At 73.7% G+C, this 15,764-nt stretch carries 17 protein-coding genes; 11 read left to right on the plus strand and 6 right to left on the minus strand.

The window, feature by feature from the left end; all coding sequences use genetic code 11:
• Window positions 1-97: 97 nt before the first annotated feature.
• The 4 genes from K0V08_RS01845 to K0V08_RS01860 form a co-directional block, all read right to left on the minus strand.
• Window positions 98-313: a hypothetical protein gene (locus K0V08_RS01845; RefSeq protein ID WP_128516947.1), complete on the minus strand. Its 216-nt coding sequence runs from the start codon at window positions 311-313 to the stop codon at window positions 98-100.
• 160 nt (window positions 314-473) lie between these two features.
• Window positions 474-1,097 (minus strand): alpha/beta hydrolase, encoded by a 624-nt coding sequence (locus K0V08_RS01850; protein ID WP_079532615.1) that lies wholly within the window; start codon window positions 1,095-1,097, stop codon window positions 474-476.
• Window positions 1,094-2,071, minus strand: coding sequence for a ring-cleaving dioxygenase (locus K0V08_RS01855; protein WP_079532617.1), 978 nt, complete (start codon window positions 2,069-2,071; stop codon window positions 1,094-1,096). The genes K0V08_RS01850 and K0V08_RS01855 overlap by 4 nt, the downstream gene beginning before the upstream one ends.
• Window positions 2,072-2,132: 61 nt before the next feature.
• Window positions 2,133-2,696, minus strand: coding sequence for a hypothetical protein (locus K0V08_RS01860; protein WP_079532620.1), 564 nt, complete (start codon window positions 2,694-2,696; stop codon window positions 2,133-2,135).
• Window positions 2,697-2,778: 82 nt separating this feature from the next.
• Here K0V08_RS01860 and K0V08_RS01865 point away from each other — a divergent pair, with 82 nt between their 5' ends.
• Window positions 2,779-3,906 carry a hypothetical protein gene (locus tag K0V08_RS01865; protein WP_079532622.1) on the plus strand — a complete coding sequence of 376 codons (1,128 nt, stop codon included), beginning with the start codon at window positions 2,779-2,781 and terminating at the stop codon, window positions 3,904-3,906.
• A 5-nt stretch (window positions 3,907-3,911) separates the two neighbouring features.
• On the opposite strand, the gene K0V08_RS01870 is transcribed toward K0V08_RS01865, so the two are convergent.
• Window positions 3,912-4,352, minus strand: a complete 441-nt coding sequence (locus tag K0V08_RS01870) for an iron chaperone (RefSeq protein ID WP_043587511.1) — start codon at window positions 4,350-4,352, stop codon at window positions 3,912-3,914.
• A gap of 105 nt (window positions 4,353-4,457) precedes the next feature.
• Here K0V08_RS01870 and K0V08_RS01875 point away from each other — a divergent pair, with 105 nt between their 5' ends.
• Window positions 4,458-4,727, plus strand: a complete 270-nt coding sequence (locus K0V08_RS01875) for a hypothetical protein (protein WP_079532625.1) — start codon at window positions 4,458-4,460, stop codon at window positions 4,725-4,727.
• A 66-nt stretch (window positions 4,728-4,793) separates the two neighbouring features.
• The gene (locus tag K0V08_RS01880) at window positions 4,794-5,924 is read left to right on the plus strand and encodes an SDR family oxidoreductase (protein WP_079532627.1); all 1,131 of its coding nucleotides are present in this window, start codon (window positions 4,794-4,796) and stop codon (window positions 5,922-5,924) included.
• Here the strand turns inward: K0V08_RS01880 and K0V08_RS01885 are convergent.
• Window positions 5,911-7,149 (minus strand): DUF418 domain-containing protein, encoded by a 1,239-nt coding sequence (locus K0V08_RS01885; protein WP_079532629.1) that lies wholly within the window; start codon window positions 7,147-7,149, stop codon window positions 5,911-5,913. The two genes, K0V08_RS01880 and K0V08_RS01885, sit on opposite strands and share 14 nt — an antisense overlap.
• Before the next feature lie 129 nt (window positions 7,150-7,278).
• Here K0V08_RS01885 and K0V08_RS01890 point away from each other — a divergent pair, with 129 nt between their 5' ends.
• From K0V08_RS01890 to K0V08_RS01925, 8 genes are all read left to right on the plus strand, one after another.
• The gene (locus K0V08_RS01890; protein ID WP_079533725.1) at window positions 7,279-8,205 is read left to right on the plus strand and encodes an ABC transporter ATP-binding protein; all 927 of its coding nucleotides are present in this window, start codon (window positions 7,279-7,281) and stop codon (window positions 8,203-8,205) included.
• Window positions 8,202-9,065 (plus strand): ABC transporter permease, encoded by an 864-nt coding sequence (locus K0V08_RS01895; protein ID WP_012037926.1) that lies wholly within the window; start codon window positions 8,202-8,204, stop codon window positions 9,063-9,065. The genes K0V08_RS01890 and K0V08_RS01895 overlap by 4 nt, the downstream gene beginning before the upstream one ends.
• Window positions 9,066-9,104: 39 nt before the next feature.
• Entirely contained in the window at window positions 9,105-10,370 is a 1,266-nt protein-coding gene (locus K0V08_RS01900; RefSeq protein ID WP_174240320.1) for a sensor histidine kinase, read from the plus strand.
• Window positions 10,367-11,041, plus strand: a complete 675-nt coding sequence (locus K0V08_RS01905; protein ID WP_079532634.1) for a response regulator transcription factor — start codon at window positions 10,367-10,369, stop codon at window positions 11,039-11,041. The genes K0V08_RS01900 and K0V08_RS01905 overlap by 4 nt, the downstream gene beginning before the upstream one ends.
• Before the next feature lie 300 nt (window positions 11,042-11,341).
• Complete coding sequence (locus tag K0V08_RS01910; RefSeq protein WP_079532636.1) at window positions 11,342-12,484, plus strand: substrate-binding domain-containing protein; 1,143 nt, start codon at window positions 11,342-11,344, stop codon at window positions 12,482-12,484.
• Window positions 12,485-12,607: 123 nt separating this feature from the next.
• A complete protein-coding gene (gene mmsA, locus K0V08_RS01915; RefSeq protein WP_079532637.1) occupies window positions 12,608-14,152 on the plus strand; it encodes a multiple monosaccharide ABC transporter ATP-binding protein in 1,545 nt (514 codons plus the stop codon).
• Window positions 14,149-15,357: a multiple monosaccharide ABC transporter permease gene (gene mmsB / locus K0V08_RS01920; RefSeq protein WP_079532639.1), complete on the plus strand. Its 1,209-nt coding sequence runs from the start codon at window positions 14,149-14,151 to the stop codon at window positions 15,355-15,357. The genes mmsA and mmsB overlap by 4 nt, the downstream gene beginning before the upstream one ends.
• A gap of 120 nt (window positions 15,358-15,477) precedes the next feature.
• A complete protein-coding gene (locus tag K0V08_RS01925; RefSeq protein ID WP_079532642.1) occupies window positions 15,478-15,762 on the plus strand; it encodes a hypothetical protein in 285 nt (94 codons plus the stop codon).
• The last annotated feature ends 2 nt before the right edge of the window (window positions 15,763-15,764 follow it).

The raw sequence follows: 15,764 nt of genomic DNA on the forward strand, positions 1-15,764 counted from the left end.
CTTCCGCCCAGATTAGGCGGCGCTCGGCCGGCCGGGTAGCCCGGGCGCGTCGCCGTGCGGCCTCCGGCACCCCCAATCAGGGGCGCGGCACGAGGAGTCAGGCGGCGAGCGGTGCGTCGGCCACCGGTGCAGTGGCGCTCGCCGCGGCCAGGAGCGGCGCGAGGTCGACCGCGAGGCTGCGTGTGCCGGCGTGGCGGAAGCCGTCGGCGCTGCCCGCGAAGGCCACGCACACGGGATCGCCCGGGAGCGGGGCGGCCGCGGCCGGGGTCGGAGTCGGGGCGCTGGCGCGGGCGACGGTGGGGGAGACGGACACGGGCACGGGATCCTCCTGATCTCACCGCCCGGGCGGGCGGTGCACCCAGGCTCGCGGACCCGCCGTGCGCGCGCGTCCTCCTCGGGGCCCCCGCGCCTCGTCCCGAGGGGGGAGACGCGGGGCCGGCCCCGCGGGACGGTCGGGAGGGGCGCTCCGGTGGTCAGTGGGTGCGGATCCGCGCGCGGGCCGCGTCGAGGTCGCGCGCGTCGAGCCCGTGCCCGCCCGGTCGCACGTGCGAGGAGACGTCGGCGCCGCGGGCATCGGCCTCGCGCGCCGTCCGCTCCACGTCGACGAGCGGGGCCATCGCGTCCGCGTCGCCGTTGAGCAGCGTGATCCGCGCCCCCGACAGGTCGGCGGCCGGCTCCCGGTCGCCGAGCGGCCAGCGCGCGGAGAAGGCGATCGTCGAGGTCAGCGCCGACGGGTGCAGCAGCGTGGTCGCCAGCGCCATGTTGGCCCCGTTCGAGAACCCGACGGCGAGGATCTCCCGGTCTCCCAGGGCGTAGGCAGCGCGGGCCTCGGCGACCAGGCCGGCGAGATCCGCCGCGCGCGCGACCACGTCGTCGACGTCGAAGACGCCCTCCGCGTGGCGGCGGAACCACCGGGCGGCGGATCCCTCGCGGACGCTCCCGCGCGGTGCCAGCACGGGCTGGCCGGGCGCCAGGAGCCGCGCGAGCTCGAGTCCCTGCCGCTCGTCGGCGCCCGGGCCGTGGAGGCCGAGGATCACGGGGCCGGTGCCCGCGCCCGGCTGGAACTCGTGGGGCGTCGCGTCGAGGAGCGCGCTCACGCGGCGGATCCTCCGGCCGGCACGGGCTCCTCGTCGGGCAGGCGCAGCGGCGGCACCGCGGCCTCGATGTCGGCGCGGCTGGGCTCCAGCCACGGCGGGAGCCGGAGGCTGCGGCCGAGCTCGAGCAGCGGCTCGTCGATGTCGAAGCCGGGCGTGTCCGTCGCGATCTCGAACAGCACGCCGCCGGGCTCGCGGAAGTAGATGGAGGTGAAGTACTGCCGGTCGAGGATCTGCGTCACCTGGTGCCCGCGATCCACCAGCTCGTCGCGCCACGCCTGCTGCTCGACGCGGCCGGGCACGCGGAACGCGACGTGGTGCACGGTTCCGCCGGCGGTGAGGCCCTGCTGCGCGCCCGGGTCGGCGACGAGGTCGACGATCGCGCCCGGTCCGCCGTCGCCCGCGGCGAAGCGGAAGCGTCCGTCGCGCTCGTCCACGAGCCGGAGCCCGAGGTCGTCGGTGAGGACGGACGCCGTGCCCGCGGGATCCCGCACCGTGAGCACCGAGGAGTGCTGGCCGCGGATCGCGTGCTCGGCGGGCACGTCGGCCGAATCCCACGGCGCGCGCGGGTCGGCGACGGATGAGGCGACGAGGTCGATCTGCAGGCCGTCGGGGTCGCGGAGCGAGAGGCGCTCCTCCTCGGATCCGGTCGACGAGATCGACGAGGCGACGCCGACCTCGCGCAGGTGCGCGGTCCACCAGCCGAGGCTCCCGGCGGGGACGGAGAACGCGGTCGTCGTGGACTGGCCCGCGCCGACGCGGCCCGCGGGCACGCCCTTCCACGGGACGAAGGTGAGGAGGGATCCGGGTCGGCCCTCGGTGTCGCCGTAGTAGAGGTGGTAGCTGCCGGGGCTGTCGAAGTTGACGGTGCGCTTGACGAGCCGGAGGCCCATCGCGCGCACGTAGAAGTCGACGTTCCGCTGCGGGTCGCCGCCGATGGCGGTCACGTGATGCAGTCCCTGGGTGCTGGCGGTCATGAGGCGCTCCTTCCGCGCGGCCCGGTCGGGCCATGTCCATGCAAACGCATGAGGCGGCGGATCATTCCCGCGGTGCCTCTGGTGCGGCGGAGCCGGCCCCGGGATCGGTGCTCCGGGCGATCTCGCGGCGCACGGCGGCCTCGTACTGCACGCGGTCGAAGACCAGGTCCTCGTGGACGGGGTCGGTCTCAGCAGCCCACGGTTCGAGGTCCTCGGGTCGTTCGCGGCCGAGGAGGCGTCGCATCCACCTCGTGATGCCCGACGGCGCGGACTCCCACATGCCCGGCGGCCATTCGAAGCGCACACCGGTCCACAGGACGCGGTCCTGTGTGATCACCAGGTCCGCGGCGACGAAGCCGCAGTAGGGGTCGCCGCACGCGGTGCACATGAGCAGGGCGATTCGCCCGGGCGGCAGATCCTCGACCACCGAGGGTCCGGTGCCGAGGAGGGAGGCGAGGTAGGCGGGCGCGTCCCACATGGGCGCGCTGTGGACGTCCCACGCCACGGACGCATCGGTGAGCGCCTCCTCCGCGCCGACGTCATCGAGGGTCAGATCGCGCTTCGAGGCGCCCGGTTCGTCCGGGTCGTCGACGGAGGCGAAGCCGAGGCGGGCGAGGTCGGTCATGGGGAGATGGTCCCATCCCGAGGGCGGCGAGGGCATCGGGGCGCGACCGTCCCTCTAGCCTGGATCCACGAGGGGGACGCCCATGGACCTGCGCTGGCTGAGCGCGCCAGACGACGAGGTCGCGGAGGCGATGCGCACCGTGCGGCAGAGCGCGCGGCCGTCATGGGTGCCGTCGCGTCGGAAGGTCCTGGCGCACGTGAACGACTCGCTGATCCTCTGGTACGTCTGCATCGTCCTCCTGTACTGGGGCGTCGTCACCGACGGCGCGGGCGACGGCGCCGTCACGCCCGCGACGATCGCCGGGCTCGCGGGAGCCGCCGTGGTCCTCGCCGTCTGGCTCCTCGGGTCCCGCCTCCTGCACCGCTGGGCGGCGAGGCCGCCGTCGCCGCGAGCCCGCGGGCGGGAGTGGCGGCAGCACCTGACAGCCCTCGCCAACGGGTTCGCGCCGCAGCCGAGCGGCGGCCGCACCTTCCGGGCGCTCATCACGGAGGACGCGGGCGGGGTCCTCGTCGTCCCCCGCTTCCAGGCCGCGGGCGTCGAGTTCGGCAACGTCGTGCGGAAGCGCGCGCGGCGCAGCGGGTGGACCTACGTCGCGGTCACCCTGCCCGTGCCGCTCCCGCACCTGCTGCTCGATGCGACGGTGAACGACGCGCGCGGCGGCGACCTCCCGGCGAGCGTGCGGCGGGGCCAGCGCCTCTCGCTCGAAGGCGACTTCGACCGGCACTTCCGCCTATACGCGCCCGCGGAGTACGAGCGCGACGCCCTCTACCTGCTGACGCCCGACGTCATGGCGGCGCTCGTCGACGACGCGGCGGACTTCGACGTGGAGATGGTCGACAGCACGCTCGTGTTCTTCCGCCGGGAGCTCGCCGACTTCGCCGAGGCGGGGCCGTGGGAGGCGACCGGCCGGATCCTCGATGGCGTCGCCGCGCGCATCCGGCGTCGCGCGGTCCGGTACCGCGACGAGCGCGTCCTGCTCGACGACGGCGGGCCGGCCGCCCTGCTGCGGGCCGACCTCGACGAGCAGCCTCCCGATCCCCGCGCCCCGCGCATCGCCGCCGACGGCCGCCGCCTCGACGTCCGCGACCGCCGCACGGGCTGCCTCGGCGCCGTCGGCTGGTTCGCGTGGATCGCGTTCCGCGCCGCGCTGATCTTCGTGCCCGCGGTCTTCGCCTTCGCGGGCTTCATGTCGATCATCGACGGGCGCTGAGCGGCTCAGCCGCCGACGGCCCGCCGCACCAGCTCCGCGACGCGCTCCTCGTTCGCGGGATCCACCGCGGTCAGCGCGTAGGACGTCGGCCACATGGTGCCCTCGTCGAGCTGCGCCGGATCCTGGAAGCCGAGCGTCGAGTACCGCGTGCCGAACTTCGAGCCCGGCTGGAAGAACACGACGGGCTTGCCGTCGGCGTCCGCGTAGGCCGGGAAGCCGTACCAGGTCTTGGGCGCGAGGTCGGGCGCGTGCTCGAGCACGATGCCGTGCAGCCACTCGGCGATCGCGCGCTCCTCGGGCGGCATCGCGGCGAACGCGTCGAGCACGCCCTGCAGCGCGGCGGCCTGCTTGTCGGCGGCCTTCTGGAGCTTCGCCTCCTCGCGCAGCTCGCGGGCGCGCTGCTTCATCGCGTCGCGCTCGTCCTTGGAGAATCCGCTGTCCGTCATGTCCGCTCCCTCGCGTGGTGGTGTGCCTGGAGCGTGACAGGCGGCGGGGGAGCCGACAAGCGCCGCGCGGATCCGCACCCCGGTCGGACGGCGTACCGTCGGACCATGAGCACCCACGAGCAGGACCAGCCGATCATGGACGGCGCCGGCGAGGCCACCGCGGACGAGAAGCGCGCCGGGCTCGCCGAGCAGGTCGCCTACGACCACCGGAACAGCGGATCCGAGGCCATGGCCGCCGACCTCGACCGCCGCACCCGGGACGCCGGCCTCGCCGAGGAGCCCGCCGACCCGGCGGCGACGCAGTCCGCATCCACCGGCAGCGACGGCATCGACGGCGAGGCCGACGCCGAGGTCGACGGGCCGCACCCCGCCTGATCCGCCGACACGCCCGCGAGGAGCCGCCCGGAATGCCCGGGCGGCTCCTCGCCGTTGGGGCAGGGGATGACCGAGAACCGAGTGACCCCCGCCCGCACGCCCGCCCCCGCCGCGTCCCCCCGCTCCGACCGATCCGGCCGCACGGCCCTGGTGGTCGGCGCGACCGGCATCAGCGGATCCGCGCTGGTCGACCAGCTCACCGCCGAGGGCTGGGACGTGCTCGCCCTCAGCCGCCGCGCCGGCGCCGACCGCCCGGGCGTCCGCTGGATCAGCGCCGACCTCCGCTCCGCCGACGACCTCCGCCGCGCGCTCGCCGGCGAGCAGCCCACGCACGTGTTCTTCACGGCGTGGTCGCGCCAGGCCACCGAGCAGGAGAACATCGACGTCAACGGCGGCATGGTGCGCGACCTCCTCGCGGCCCTCGACGGCGCGCCCGTCGAGCACGCCGCGCTCGTCACCGGCCTCAAGCACTACCTCGGCCCGTTCGAGGCGTACGGGCAGGGCAACATGCCCGACACCCCCTTCCACGAGGAGGAGGAGCGCCTCGAGGCCCCGAACTTCTACTACGCGCAGGAGGACGAGCTCTTCGCGGCGGCGGAGCGCCAGGGCTTCGCGTGGTCGGTGCACCGCTCCCACACCGTCATCGGGCACGCGGTCGGCAACCAGATGAACATGGGGCTGACGCTCGCGGTCTACGGATCCATCTGCCGCGACCTCGGCCTGCCGTTCGTCTTCCCGGGCAGCGCGACCCAGTGGGACGGCCTCACCGACGTGACCGACGCGACCGTGCTCGCCGACCAGATGATCTGGGCGTCCACGACCGAGGCCGGCCGCGACGAGGCGTTCAACGTGGTCAACGGCGACGTCTTCCGCTGGCGCTGGATGTGGCCGCGGCTCGCCGCGTACTTCGGCGTCGAGCCCGTCGGCTTCCAGGACGCGCCGCGTCCGCTCGAGCAGCAGATGGCCGGCCACGAGGACGAGTGGGCCCGCATCGCGCGCGAGGCCGGTCTCGCGGAGTCGGATGTGAACCGCATCGCGTCGTGGTGGCACACCGACGCCGACCTCGGCCGCGACATCGAGGTCGTCACCGACATCAGCAAGAGCCGGCTCGCCGGGTTCCACACGCACCACCGCACGCTCGACAGCTTCCTCGGGCTGTTCGAGCGCTACCGCGCGGAGGGGCTCATCCCGCGCTGACCGGCTGCGCGGGTCCCGCGGGGCCCGCGGCCGGGCGCCCGTACGCCAGGCGGCGGATCGCCCATTCCGCGGGACCCGCCCGGCCGACGCGCTCCAGCGCCACGGCCACCGCGACCGTGACGAGCCACACGCCGATCGCGATCAGCGCGATGCGGGCGGTCCCCGCGCCGACGCCGAGTCCGAGCGACCACGGCTCCAGCAGGATCGCGAACAGCACCGACTGCAGCAGGTAGCAGGTCATCGAGCGGCGGCCCACGGCGACGAGCGCACGGAGCACCGGGCCGGGAGCGGCATCCCCGCGCCTGGCACGCGCCGCGACCGCCCAACCCACGAGGCCGAGCAACCCGAGCGCGCCGCCCACCCCGGTCGCGCCGTGCAGCACGCCGAGCAGGTAGAGCGCCACGGGATCCGCGTCGATCGCGCCCACCGCCGCGAGCACGAGCGGTAGCGCCCCGAGCACGCTGAGCGGCAGGCCGACGAGCGCCAGCCGGCGCAGCAGCGGGACGTGCGCGGCCGGGTCCTCGAGCACGCGGCGGCGGCCGAGCAGGATCCCGATCGCGGCGAGCGGCACGAGCGCCCCGACCGTCACGGGTGTCGCGACGAGCAGCGCCGCGAGCGCGACCGCGCGGCTCGTCAGGTCGCCGACGAAGGTGCCGTCGCCGCCGAGGAGGGAGCCGGATCCGTCGTCGCCCGCGAGGCCGTCCGCCCCCGCGACGACGAGGAACACGATCGCGGGCGCCCACACGAGCACGCGGAAGGCGCGGTCGCTCGCGCGGTACAGGGCGGCGAGGCCGAGCCCGAGGATCCCGTACGACAGCAGGATGTCGCCCTCGAACAGCAGCACCACGTGCAGCGCCCCGAACGCCATGAGCCACAGGCTGCGGCGGAGGAGCAGCCCGCGGGCGCGCGGCCCGTCGACGCCCGCTGCCGCCTGGCGCCTGAGGATCACCGCGAAGCCGTAGGCGAAGAGCATCGTGAACAGCGGGAACGCGCGGTTGTCGACGAGCGTGCCCACGAGCACGTCGGCGACGTGGTCGAGCGCGGTGCCGTCCGTCGGGCGGCCGAGCGGACCGGTCGGGCGGCCGGCGATGAAGTAGACGGAGTTGGCCAGCGCGATGCCGAGAAGGGCGATCCCGCGGAGCAGGTCGGGCGCGAGGCTGCGCTCCGCCGCGGGCGTCGGGCCGGCGTGGGCGACGGGCGCGGGGGATCCGGGGAGCGGGGTCACCCGTCCAGCCTGCCCGTGCGGTGATCGGCACGCCACTGCGCGCCGCGCCGCGCATCCACCGATCGGCCGATGCCGCGGATCGACCGCTCGGCCGTTCCGCTCCCGCCCGGCGCGCGCGAGGCTGGACCCATGACCACAGCAGCCGTCGAGGAGCACGTGAGCGTGCGCGACCTCGAGAAGACCTACGGCACGACCACCGCCCTCCGAGGCGTCTCCTTCGACATCCACCGCGGCGAGACGTTCGCGCTCCTCGGGCCGAACGGCGCGGGCAAGTCCACGACCATCGAGATCCTCGAGGGGTACCGGCTCCGCACCGGCGGATCCGCGACCGTGCTCGGCGTGGACCCCGCGACGGGCGGCCGCGCCTGGCGCGCCCGCATCGGCATGGTGCTCCAGTCGAGCTCCGAGAGCGGCGCGATGACCGTCCGCGAGCAGGTCGCGCACTTCGCCGCGATGTACCCGCGGCCCCGCGACGTCGACGCCACCATCGAGGCCGTGGGCCTCACCGAGAAGGCGGGCACGCTGCTGCGCGCGCTCTCCGGCGGTCAGCGCCGGCGGGTGGACGTGGCCCTCGGGATCATCGGACGCCCCGAGCTGCTCTTCCTCGACGAGCCGACCACGGGATTCGACCCGGAGGCCCGGCACCGGTTCTGGGACCTCATCCGCGAGCTCAAGGCGGAGGGCACGACCATCCTCCTCACCACGCACTACCTCGACGAGGCGGCGCAGCTGGGCGACCGGGCCGCGGTGATCGCGGGCGGCAGCCTCGTGGCGATCGGCCGGCTCGACGAGATCGGGGGAGAGGAGGCGCGGATCCCGCGGGTGCTCTGGCGCGACGACGACGGATCCCACGACGAGCGCACCCGGACGCCCGGCGCGTTCGTGGCGAGCCTGTCGGCGGCGACGCCCGGCGGCGAGCCGCGCGACCTGCGCATCGTCCGGCCGAGCCTCGAGGACGTGTACCTCGGGCTGCTCGCGGAGGCGGGCGCGACCGACGCGCCTGACGCGCCGACGCCCTCCGCTGCCCCGGCGACCACCGAGGGGGTGGCGGCATGACCGCCCTCAGCCCCGCGCGCCCCGTCGCCGACCGCGCCCTCGCCCTCCCCGGCGTCCTGCCCCTCGGGATCCACCGCGTCCGCTACGAGGTGCGCCGCTACTTCCGCCAGACCGACACGATCATCTTCACGTTCCTCTTCCCGGTCATCATGCTGTCGATCTTCTCGGTCGCGTTCGGCTCGTCCGGCAACCTCGGCACGGCGCCCGACGGGTCAGGCGGCGTCAGCGCGGCGGCCTACTACCTGCCGGGCATGATCGCGGCGGGCATCCTCCTCTCGGGCGTGCAGAACCTCGCGGTCGACATCGCGATGGAGCGCAGCGACGGCACGCTCAAGCGGCTCGCCGGATCCCCGCTGCCCGTGCTCTCGTACTTCATCGGCAAGGGCGGGCAGGTGATCGTCACCTCCCTGCTCCAGGTGGTCGTGCTGCTCCTCGTCGCCCGGTTCGCGTTCGGCGTGGAGCTGCCGACCGACGCCGGACGCTGGGCCACGTTCGCGTGGGTGTACGGGCTCGGGATCACGTCGTCGGCCGTGCTCGGCATCGCGCTCAGCCGCATCCCGCGCTCCGGCGCCTCGGCCACGGCGGTCATCACGCCGATCGTGCTCGTGCTGCAGTTCATCAGCGGCGTGTACCTGACGTTCACGATGCTGCCGACCTGGCTGCAGGACGTCGCGGCCTTCCTCCCGCTGAAGTGGATGGCGCAGGGGATGCGCGCCGTGTTCCTGCCGGACGCGCTCGCGGCCGTCGAGCGCGGCGGCACGTGGGATCTCGCGGGCGTCGCGGTCGTCCTCGCGATCTGGCTGGTCGGCGGCACGATCGCCGCGGTCGCCACCTTCCGCTGGATCCGTCGGGACTCCTGAGCGGTGCGCGACCACGGGGCGGGATGGCAGGCTCAGGGGATGATCCCGACCCGCACCGTCCACGCCGGCTACGCCGTGACGATGGCGCTGCTGGTCCTCCTCGCCCTCGGCTCGGGCGGTGACGTCGGCTGGGGCGCGTGGGGCGCGATCGCCGCGATGAGCGCCCTGTACCTCCTGCTGGGCCGCCGCGCCCTCGAGGCCTCCGCCGCGGCGGCCGCCACGGAGGCCCGGCTGCCCCCGGAGCCGACGGCGCTGGTCTTCCTCGCGCTCGTCATCCCGGCCGCCACCTGGGGCGTCGCGAGCCTGTCGTCCTTCGCCGTCGTCCAGTGCGTGCTGTGCCCGCTCGTCTGGCTGCTCCTCGACCGGGTGCGCGACGCCGTCATCGGGACCCTCGTGCTCACCGGATCCATCGCCGTGGGCTTCGTGGTCGGCTTCGGCGACCTGCCGGGCGCCCTCCCGACGATGGCCCTGTCGCAGGGGCTGAGCCTCGTCGGCACCATCGCCCTCGGGCTCTGGATCACCCGCATCGCCGACCTCAGCCGCGAGCGCCTCGAGCTCCTCGAGGGGCTGAGGGCGGCGCAGGCGCAGGTCGAGGAGCTCGGACGCGAGGCGGGGACCGCCCGCGAGCGGGAGCGCCTATCGGCCGACATCCACGACACGGTCGCGCAGGACCTCACCGGGCTCGTCATGCTCGCCCAGCGCGGCAGGCGCGAGCTCCGCGGCGGCGACGCCGACGCGACGGGGGCGACCCTCGCCGAGCTCGAGGAGGGCGCGCGGGACGCGCTGACGCAGACCCGCGCGATCGTCGCGGCCACGGCGCCCATGGAGCTCACGGACGGCCTCGGCCAGGCGCTCGCCCGGCTCGGCGAGCGCCTGTCCCGCGAGGCAGGCATCCCGGTCGAGGTGCGGGCCGACCCCGGCGTCGGATCCGTCGACCGCGACGCCGAGGTCGTCCTCCTCCGCTGCGCCCAGGAGGGCCTCGCCAATGTGCGCCGCCACGCAGACGCCTCCGCCGTGGAGCTCGTCCTCGACCGCGACGGCGGGGACGTCGTGCTCGTGATCCGCGACGACGGCCGCGGGTTCGACCCGGCGCGCGCGTCCGGCGGCTACGGCCTCGACGGCATGCGGCGTCGGCTCGCCGCGGCCGGCGGGCGCCTCGACGTCGCGAGCGGCCCCGACGGCACGCGGCTCACGGCGCGCATCCCCGCGCACGCCCCACCCGCGCGGGCCCGTGTCGAGCCGCACGACGCCGCCACGACGCCCGACTCGGCACCTGCCCCTACCCCCGCGCGGGCCCGCGCATGACGCCCGCGCCCATCCGCGTCGCCGTCGTCGACGACCACCCCGTCGTCCGCGGCGGGCTCGCCGCGCTCCTCGCCTCCGCCGACGACATCGACGTGGTCGGCCAGGCGGCCGACGGCGAGGCGGCGGTCGAGCTGGCCATCGCCGAGCGCCCCGACGTCGTCCTCATGGACCTCCGCATGCCCGTGCTCGACGGCGTCGGCGCGACCGCGCGGATCCGCGAGGAGGCGCCCGACGTGCGCGTCCTCGTGCTCACGACCTACGAGACCGACGCGAGCATCCTCACCGCCATCGAGGCGGGTGCGAGCGGCTACCTGCTGAAGGCGGCGCCCGAGGAGGAGATCCTCGCGGGCGTCCGCGCGGTGGCCCGCGGCGAGGTGGCCCTCGCGCCCGCGATCGCCGCCGCGCTGGTCCGCCAGGTGGGGCGCCCCGCCGCGGGACCCGCGACCCCGACGCCGACCCTGAGCCCGCGCGAGACCGAGGTGCTCGCGCTCGTGGCCGCCGGCCGCACCAACGCGCGCATCGCCCGGGAGCTGCACGTCACTCCGGCGACCGTCAAGACGCACCTGCTGCACGTCTTCGAGAAGCTCGGCGTCGGCGACCGGACCCGCGCGGTCACCCTCGCGATGGAGCTCGGCCTGCTGCCCGCCGCCGCCCGCCCCACGCGCGGCTGAACCGCCCGCCGTGCCGCCGCCCCCGTCCGAGGGCGACCCGCGGTAACGCTTGGATAACGTCTCCCGGAAGCCGTATCGGCGGCTGCGGAAATGGATAAGTTCTGACCGACGACAAACGCACGGACCGCCGCGACCCGGCCGCTCCGCCGAGGGTCGCCCCGCACGGAACCCGCACCACCACCAGCACTCACCGCACCAGCACCCGACCCGAGGACGCGTCGGAGCACTCGGGCCCTCGCGACGACGCGACCGCCCGGTGCCCGCACGACCCGGACGGGCCACCCGAGAGGACCCGCCGCCATGGCATCCGGACGTAACGCACGAAAGATCAGCTCCCTCCTCCTCCTCGCCGGCGTCGCCGTCGGCATGACCGCGTGCGCGCCGCAGGGCGCCACCAACACCGGCTCCGGTGACGGCGGCGATGCCGCGGCCGGCACCGAGTGCAACGTCGGCATCTCGATGCCCACGCGCAGCCTCGAGCGCTGGATCAACGACGGCGAGGGCCTGAAGACCAAGCTCGAGGGCGACGACTGCACCGTCGACCTCCAGTACGCCGACAACAAGACCGACGCGCAGATCAGCCAGATCCAGAACCAGGTCGCCGGCGGCGCCAAGATCCTCGTGGTCGCGGCCGTCGACGGCAAGACGCTCGGCCCGGCCCTCGAGGACGCGAAGAGCCAGGGCGTCACGGTCATCGCCTACGACCGCCTCATCAACGGCACCGAGGCCGTCGACTACTACGCCACCTTCGACAACTACAAGGTCGGCCAGCTCCAGGGCGAGTTCATCAAGGACCAGCTGGAGCTGGACACCGCGACCGGCCCCATCACGATGGAGCCCTTCGCCGGCAGCCCCGACGACAACAACGCGGGCTTCTTCTTCGGCGGCGCGTGGGACGTCCTCCAGCCCTACGTCGAGAGCGGCAAGCTGACCGTGCCCTCGGGCAAGTCGCCGGCCACGAGCGCCGACTGGCAGGCCATCGGCATCCTCGGCTGGGGATCCGACGACGCGCAGGCCGAGATGGACAACCGCCTGCAGTCGTTCTACACGGGTGGCCAGAAGGTCCAGGTCGTCCTCTCGCCCAACGACAGCCTCGCGCTCGGCATCGAGGCGTCGCTCGCGAGCGCCGGCTACGCGCCCGGCGCCGACTGGCCCGTCATCACCGGCCAGGACGCCGACAAGGCGAACGTGCAGGCGATCCTCGACGACAAGCAGTCCATGACCGTCTGGAAGGACACCCGGGCGCTCGGCGACCAGGTCCAGAAGATGATCGGCGAGATCGTCGCGGGCGACGAGGTCACCGTCAACGACACCAAGTCGTACGACAACGGCAAGAAGGTCGTCCCGTCGTTCCTCCTCGACCCGCAGGTGGTCGTCAAGGACGACGTGCAGTCCGTGCTCATCGACTCCGGCTTCCTCAAGGCGTCCGACGTCGGCCTGTAGCCCGACCTGCGGCCGACGGGCGCCCGGCACCACGCCGGGCGCCCGTCGGCCGCGCATCCGTCTCCACCCGGCGCGCGCCGATCCGGTACGCGCCACCGACCCGAACGGGAACCAGGAGCAGCAATGGACGACGTCATCCTGCAGATGACCGGCATCGTCAAGGAGTTCACGGGCGTGCGCGCCCTCGACGGCGTGGACGTCACCGTCCGCCGCGGCGAGGTGCACGCCATCTGCGGCGAGAACGGCGCGGGCAAGTCGACGCTGATGAAGGTGCTCAGCGGCGTGTACCCGCACGGCTCCTACGAGGGCACGATCACCATCGACGGCCGCGAGGTCCGCTACGGATCCATCAACGACAGCGAGCGCGACGGCGTGGTCATCATCCACCAGGAGCTCGCGCTCAGCCCCTACCTCTCCATCGCGGAGAACATCTTCCTCGGCAACGAGATGTCGCGAGGCGGCGTCATCGACTGGAACAGGACGAACCTCGAGGCCGTCAAGCTGCTGAGGCGCGTGGGCCTCGACGAGAACCCGGCGACGCGCGTGCTCGAGCTCGGCGTCGGCAAGCAGCAGCTCGTGGAGATCGCGAAGGCGCTCTCCAAGGAGGTGAAGCTGCTGATCCTCGACGAGCCGACCGCCGCGCTCAACGACGACGACTCCGCGCACCTGCTCGGCCTCATCCGCCTGCTGCGCGACGACGGCATCACGAGCATCATCATCAGCCACAAGCTCAACGAGATCCGGGCCATCGCGGACGACGTCACCGTCATCCGCGACGGCAAGACGATCGAGACGTTCCCCGTCACCGACTCCGACGAGATCGAGACCCGCATCATCCGCGCGATGGTCGGCCGGCCGCTTGACGCGCAGTTCCCGCCGCGGGACCCGCACATCGGCGAGGAGAAGCTCCGAGTCGAGGGCTGGACCGTGCACCACCCCGTCGACGTCGACCGGATCGTCGTCGACGACGCGTCCTTCACCGTCCGCGCGGGCGAGGTCGTCGGGTTCGCCGGCCTCATGGGCGCAGGTCGAACCGAGCTCGCGATGAGCATCTTCGGGCGCTCGTACGGCACCGGCATCACCGGCCGGATCTTCAAGGACGGCAAGGAGATCCGCACCCGCACCGTGATCGAGGCCATCAAGAACGGCATCGCCTACGCGACGGAGGACCGCAAGCGCTACGGGCTCAACCTCATCGGCAGCATCACGGTGAACGTCTCGGCCGCCGCCCTCTCGAAGCTCGTCCGGCTCGGCGTGATCGACCGGCACCGCGAGTACGCGGTCGCCGACGACTACCGCAAGAGGATGAACATCAAGACGCCCGACGTCTCGGGGGTCGTCGGCAAGCTGTCCGGCGGCAACCAGCAGAAGGTCGTGCTCAGCAAGTGGATCTACTCGGGTCCCGACGTCCTCATCCTCGACGAGCCCACGCGCGGCATCGACGTGGGGGCGAAGTACGAGATCTACAGCATCATCAACCAGCTCGCGGCCGAGGGGAAGGCGGTCATCGTCATCTCCTCCGAGCTGCCCGAGCTCATCGGCCTCTCGGACCGGATCTACACGATCGCCGAGGGGCGGCTCACCGCGGAGGTCTCCCGGGCCGACGCGACACAGGAGGAGCTGATGCGGCACATGACCGCCAGCCGGAAGTCAGGAGTCGACCAGTGACCGTCATGCCCGAGCAGGCCACCGCGCCGAACGTCCCCACGCCGGACGCCGTCAAGAAGCGCCCGCGCCGGCGCATCGACCTCCGCCAGTACGGGATCCTCGCGGCGCTGGCCGTCATCATCCTGCTGTTCCAGATCCTCACCGAGGGGCGCCTGCTCTACCCGGGCAACGTCGCGAACCTCATCCAGCAGAACGCCTACGTGCTGATCCTCGCGATGGGCATGGTCATCGTGATCATCGCGGGCCACATCGACCTGTCGGTGGGCTCGGTCGTCGCGACGGTCGGCGCCGTGGCCGCGCTCAGCATGAACGAGTGGGGGCTGCCGTGGGGGACCGCGGTCGTGCTGTCGCTCGTGGTGGGCGCGCTCATCGGCGCGTGGCAGGGCTTCTGGGTGGCGTTCGTCGGCATACCGGCGTTCATCGTCACGCTCGCGGGCATGCTCGTGTTCCGCGGCGTCGCGCTCGTGCTCCTCACGGGCGGCACGATCTCCGGGCTCCCGGCCGAGTTCAACTCCATCGGATCCGGCAACCTGCCGACCACCGGCGCGCCCGACCTCCTCACGCTCGGGATCGGCGCGCTCGTGTCGGTCGCGCTCGTCGTGCAGCAGCTGCGCACCCGCGCGACGCTCCGCAAGCTCGAGCTGCCGCGCGAGAGGGGCGTCTCGTTCTGGATCCGCACCGCCATCGCCGTCTTCGCGATCATGTACCTCTGCTACCTGCTGGCGTACAACCGCGGGACGCCGATCATCCTGATCATCCTGGCGACGCTCGTGCTGCTCTACTCGTTCCTCCTCACGCGCACGGTCTTCGGCCGGCACGTGTACGCGATGGGCGGCAATCTGTTCGCCGCGATGATGTCGGGCGTCAAGACCCGCTGGGTCAACTTCTTCATCTTCGTGAACATGGGACTGCTCGCCGGGCTCGCGGGCGTCGTCAGCACGGCGCGCGCCGGATCCGCGGTGGCCTCGGCCGGACAGAGCTTCGAGCTCGACGCCATCGCCGCGGTGTTCATCGGCGGCGCTGCCGTGCAGGGCGGCGTCGGCACGGTGGTCGGCGCGGTCATCGGCGGCCTCGTGATGGGCGTGCTCAACCAGGGCCTGTCGATCCTGTCGGTCGACGCGGCGTGGCAGCAGGTCATCAAGGGCCTGGTGCTGCTCCTCGCGGTCGCCTTCGACGTCTACAGCAAGCGGCGCTCCGGGCGCTGACCCGCGACGCGCACGGCTCTCGGCCCGGCCGCTCCCTCACGCGGGGAGCGGCCGGGCCGTCCGTCGTCCGGGTGGGGGCGGATCGCGCGCCGGATCAGGCGCGGCTGACACCCTCGGGGCATGGGACACGGACCGCACGATGCGCTGTCGCGCGACGAGGTCGCCGCACGGCTCGACGAGGGGTGCGCGTGGCGCATCTCCTGGTGCTCCGGCGCGCGGATCCCGGAGTCGCGCGGGGCCGGACGGACGCTCCCGGACGGCGTGCTCGAGCGGGTGCCGTCGCCGGCGAAGCTCCGCCGAGGCATCCTGCCCTCGGGACGCAACTGGATGCTGGTCGTCGAGCGCGAGGAGGCCGGCCGCCCGGTGCTCCTCTTCGACGAGGGCCCCGAGCACCGGCACGTCTGACC

The sequence above is a fragment of the Clavibacter michiganensis genome, assembly GCF_021216655.1.
In the GTDB taxonomy this organism is placed as follows: domain Bacteria; phylum Actinomycetota; class Actinomycetes; order Actinomycetales; family Microbacteriaceae; genus Clavibacter; species Clavibacter michiganensis.

Excerpts from the sequence above, each read along its gene's own strand:
- K0V08_RS01855 (WP_079532617.1), bottom strand. The coding sequence starts at position 2,071 with ATGACCGCCAGCACCCAGGGACTGCATCACGTGACCGCCATCGGCGGC.
- K0V08_RS01860 (WP_079532620.1), bottom strand. The coding sequence starts at position 2,696 with ATGACCGACCTCGCCCGCCTCGGCTTCGCCTCCGTCGACGACCCGGAC.
- K0V08_RS01865 (WP_079532622.1), top strand. The coding sequence starts at position 2,779 with ATGGACCTGCGCTGGCTGAGCGCGCCAGACGACGAGGTCGCGGAGGCG.
- K0V08_RS01870 (WP_043587511.1), bottom strand. The coding sequence starts at position 4,352 with ATGACGGACAGCGGATTCTCCAAGGACGAGCGCGACGCGATGAAGCAG.
- K0V08_RS01875 (WP_079532625.1), top strand. The coding sequence starts at position 4,458 with ATGAGCACCCACGAGCAGGACCAGCCGATCATGGACGGCGCCGGCGAG.
- K0V08_RS01880 (WP_079532627.1), top strand. The coding sequence starts at position 4,794 with ATGACCGAGAACCGAGTGACCCCCGCCCGCACGCCCGCCCCCGCCGCG.
- K0V08_RS01890 (WP_079533725.1), top strand. The coding sequence starts at position 7,279 with ATGACCACAGCAGCCGTCGAGGAGCACGTGAGCGTGCGCGACCTCGAG.
- K0V08_RS01895 (WP_012037926.1), top strand. The coding sequence starts at position 8,202 with ATGACCGCCCTCAGCCCCGCGCGCCCCGTCGCCGACCGCGCCCTCGCC.
- K0V08_RS01900 (WP_174240320.1), top strand. The coding sequence starts at position 9,105 with ATGATCCCGACCCGCACCGTCCACGCCGGCTACGCCGTGACGATGGCG.
- K0V08_RS01905 (WP_079532634.1), top strand. The coding sequence starts at position 10,367 with ATGACGCCCGCGCCCATCCGCGTCGCCGTCGTCGACGACCACCCCGTC.
- K0V08_RS01910 (WP_079532636.1), top strand. The coding sequence starts at position 11,342 with ATGGCATCCGGACGTAACGCACGAAAGATCAGCTCCCTCCTCCTCCTC.
- mmsA (WP_079532637.1), top strand. The coding sequence starts at position 12,608 with ATGGACGACGTCATCCTGCAGATGACCGGCATCGTCAAGGAGTTCACG.
- K0V08_RS01925 (WP_079532642.1), top strand. The coding sequence starts at position 15,478 with ATGGGACACGGACCGCACGATGCGCTGTCGCGCGACGAGGTCGCCGCA.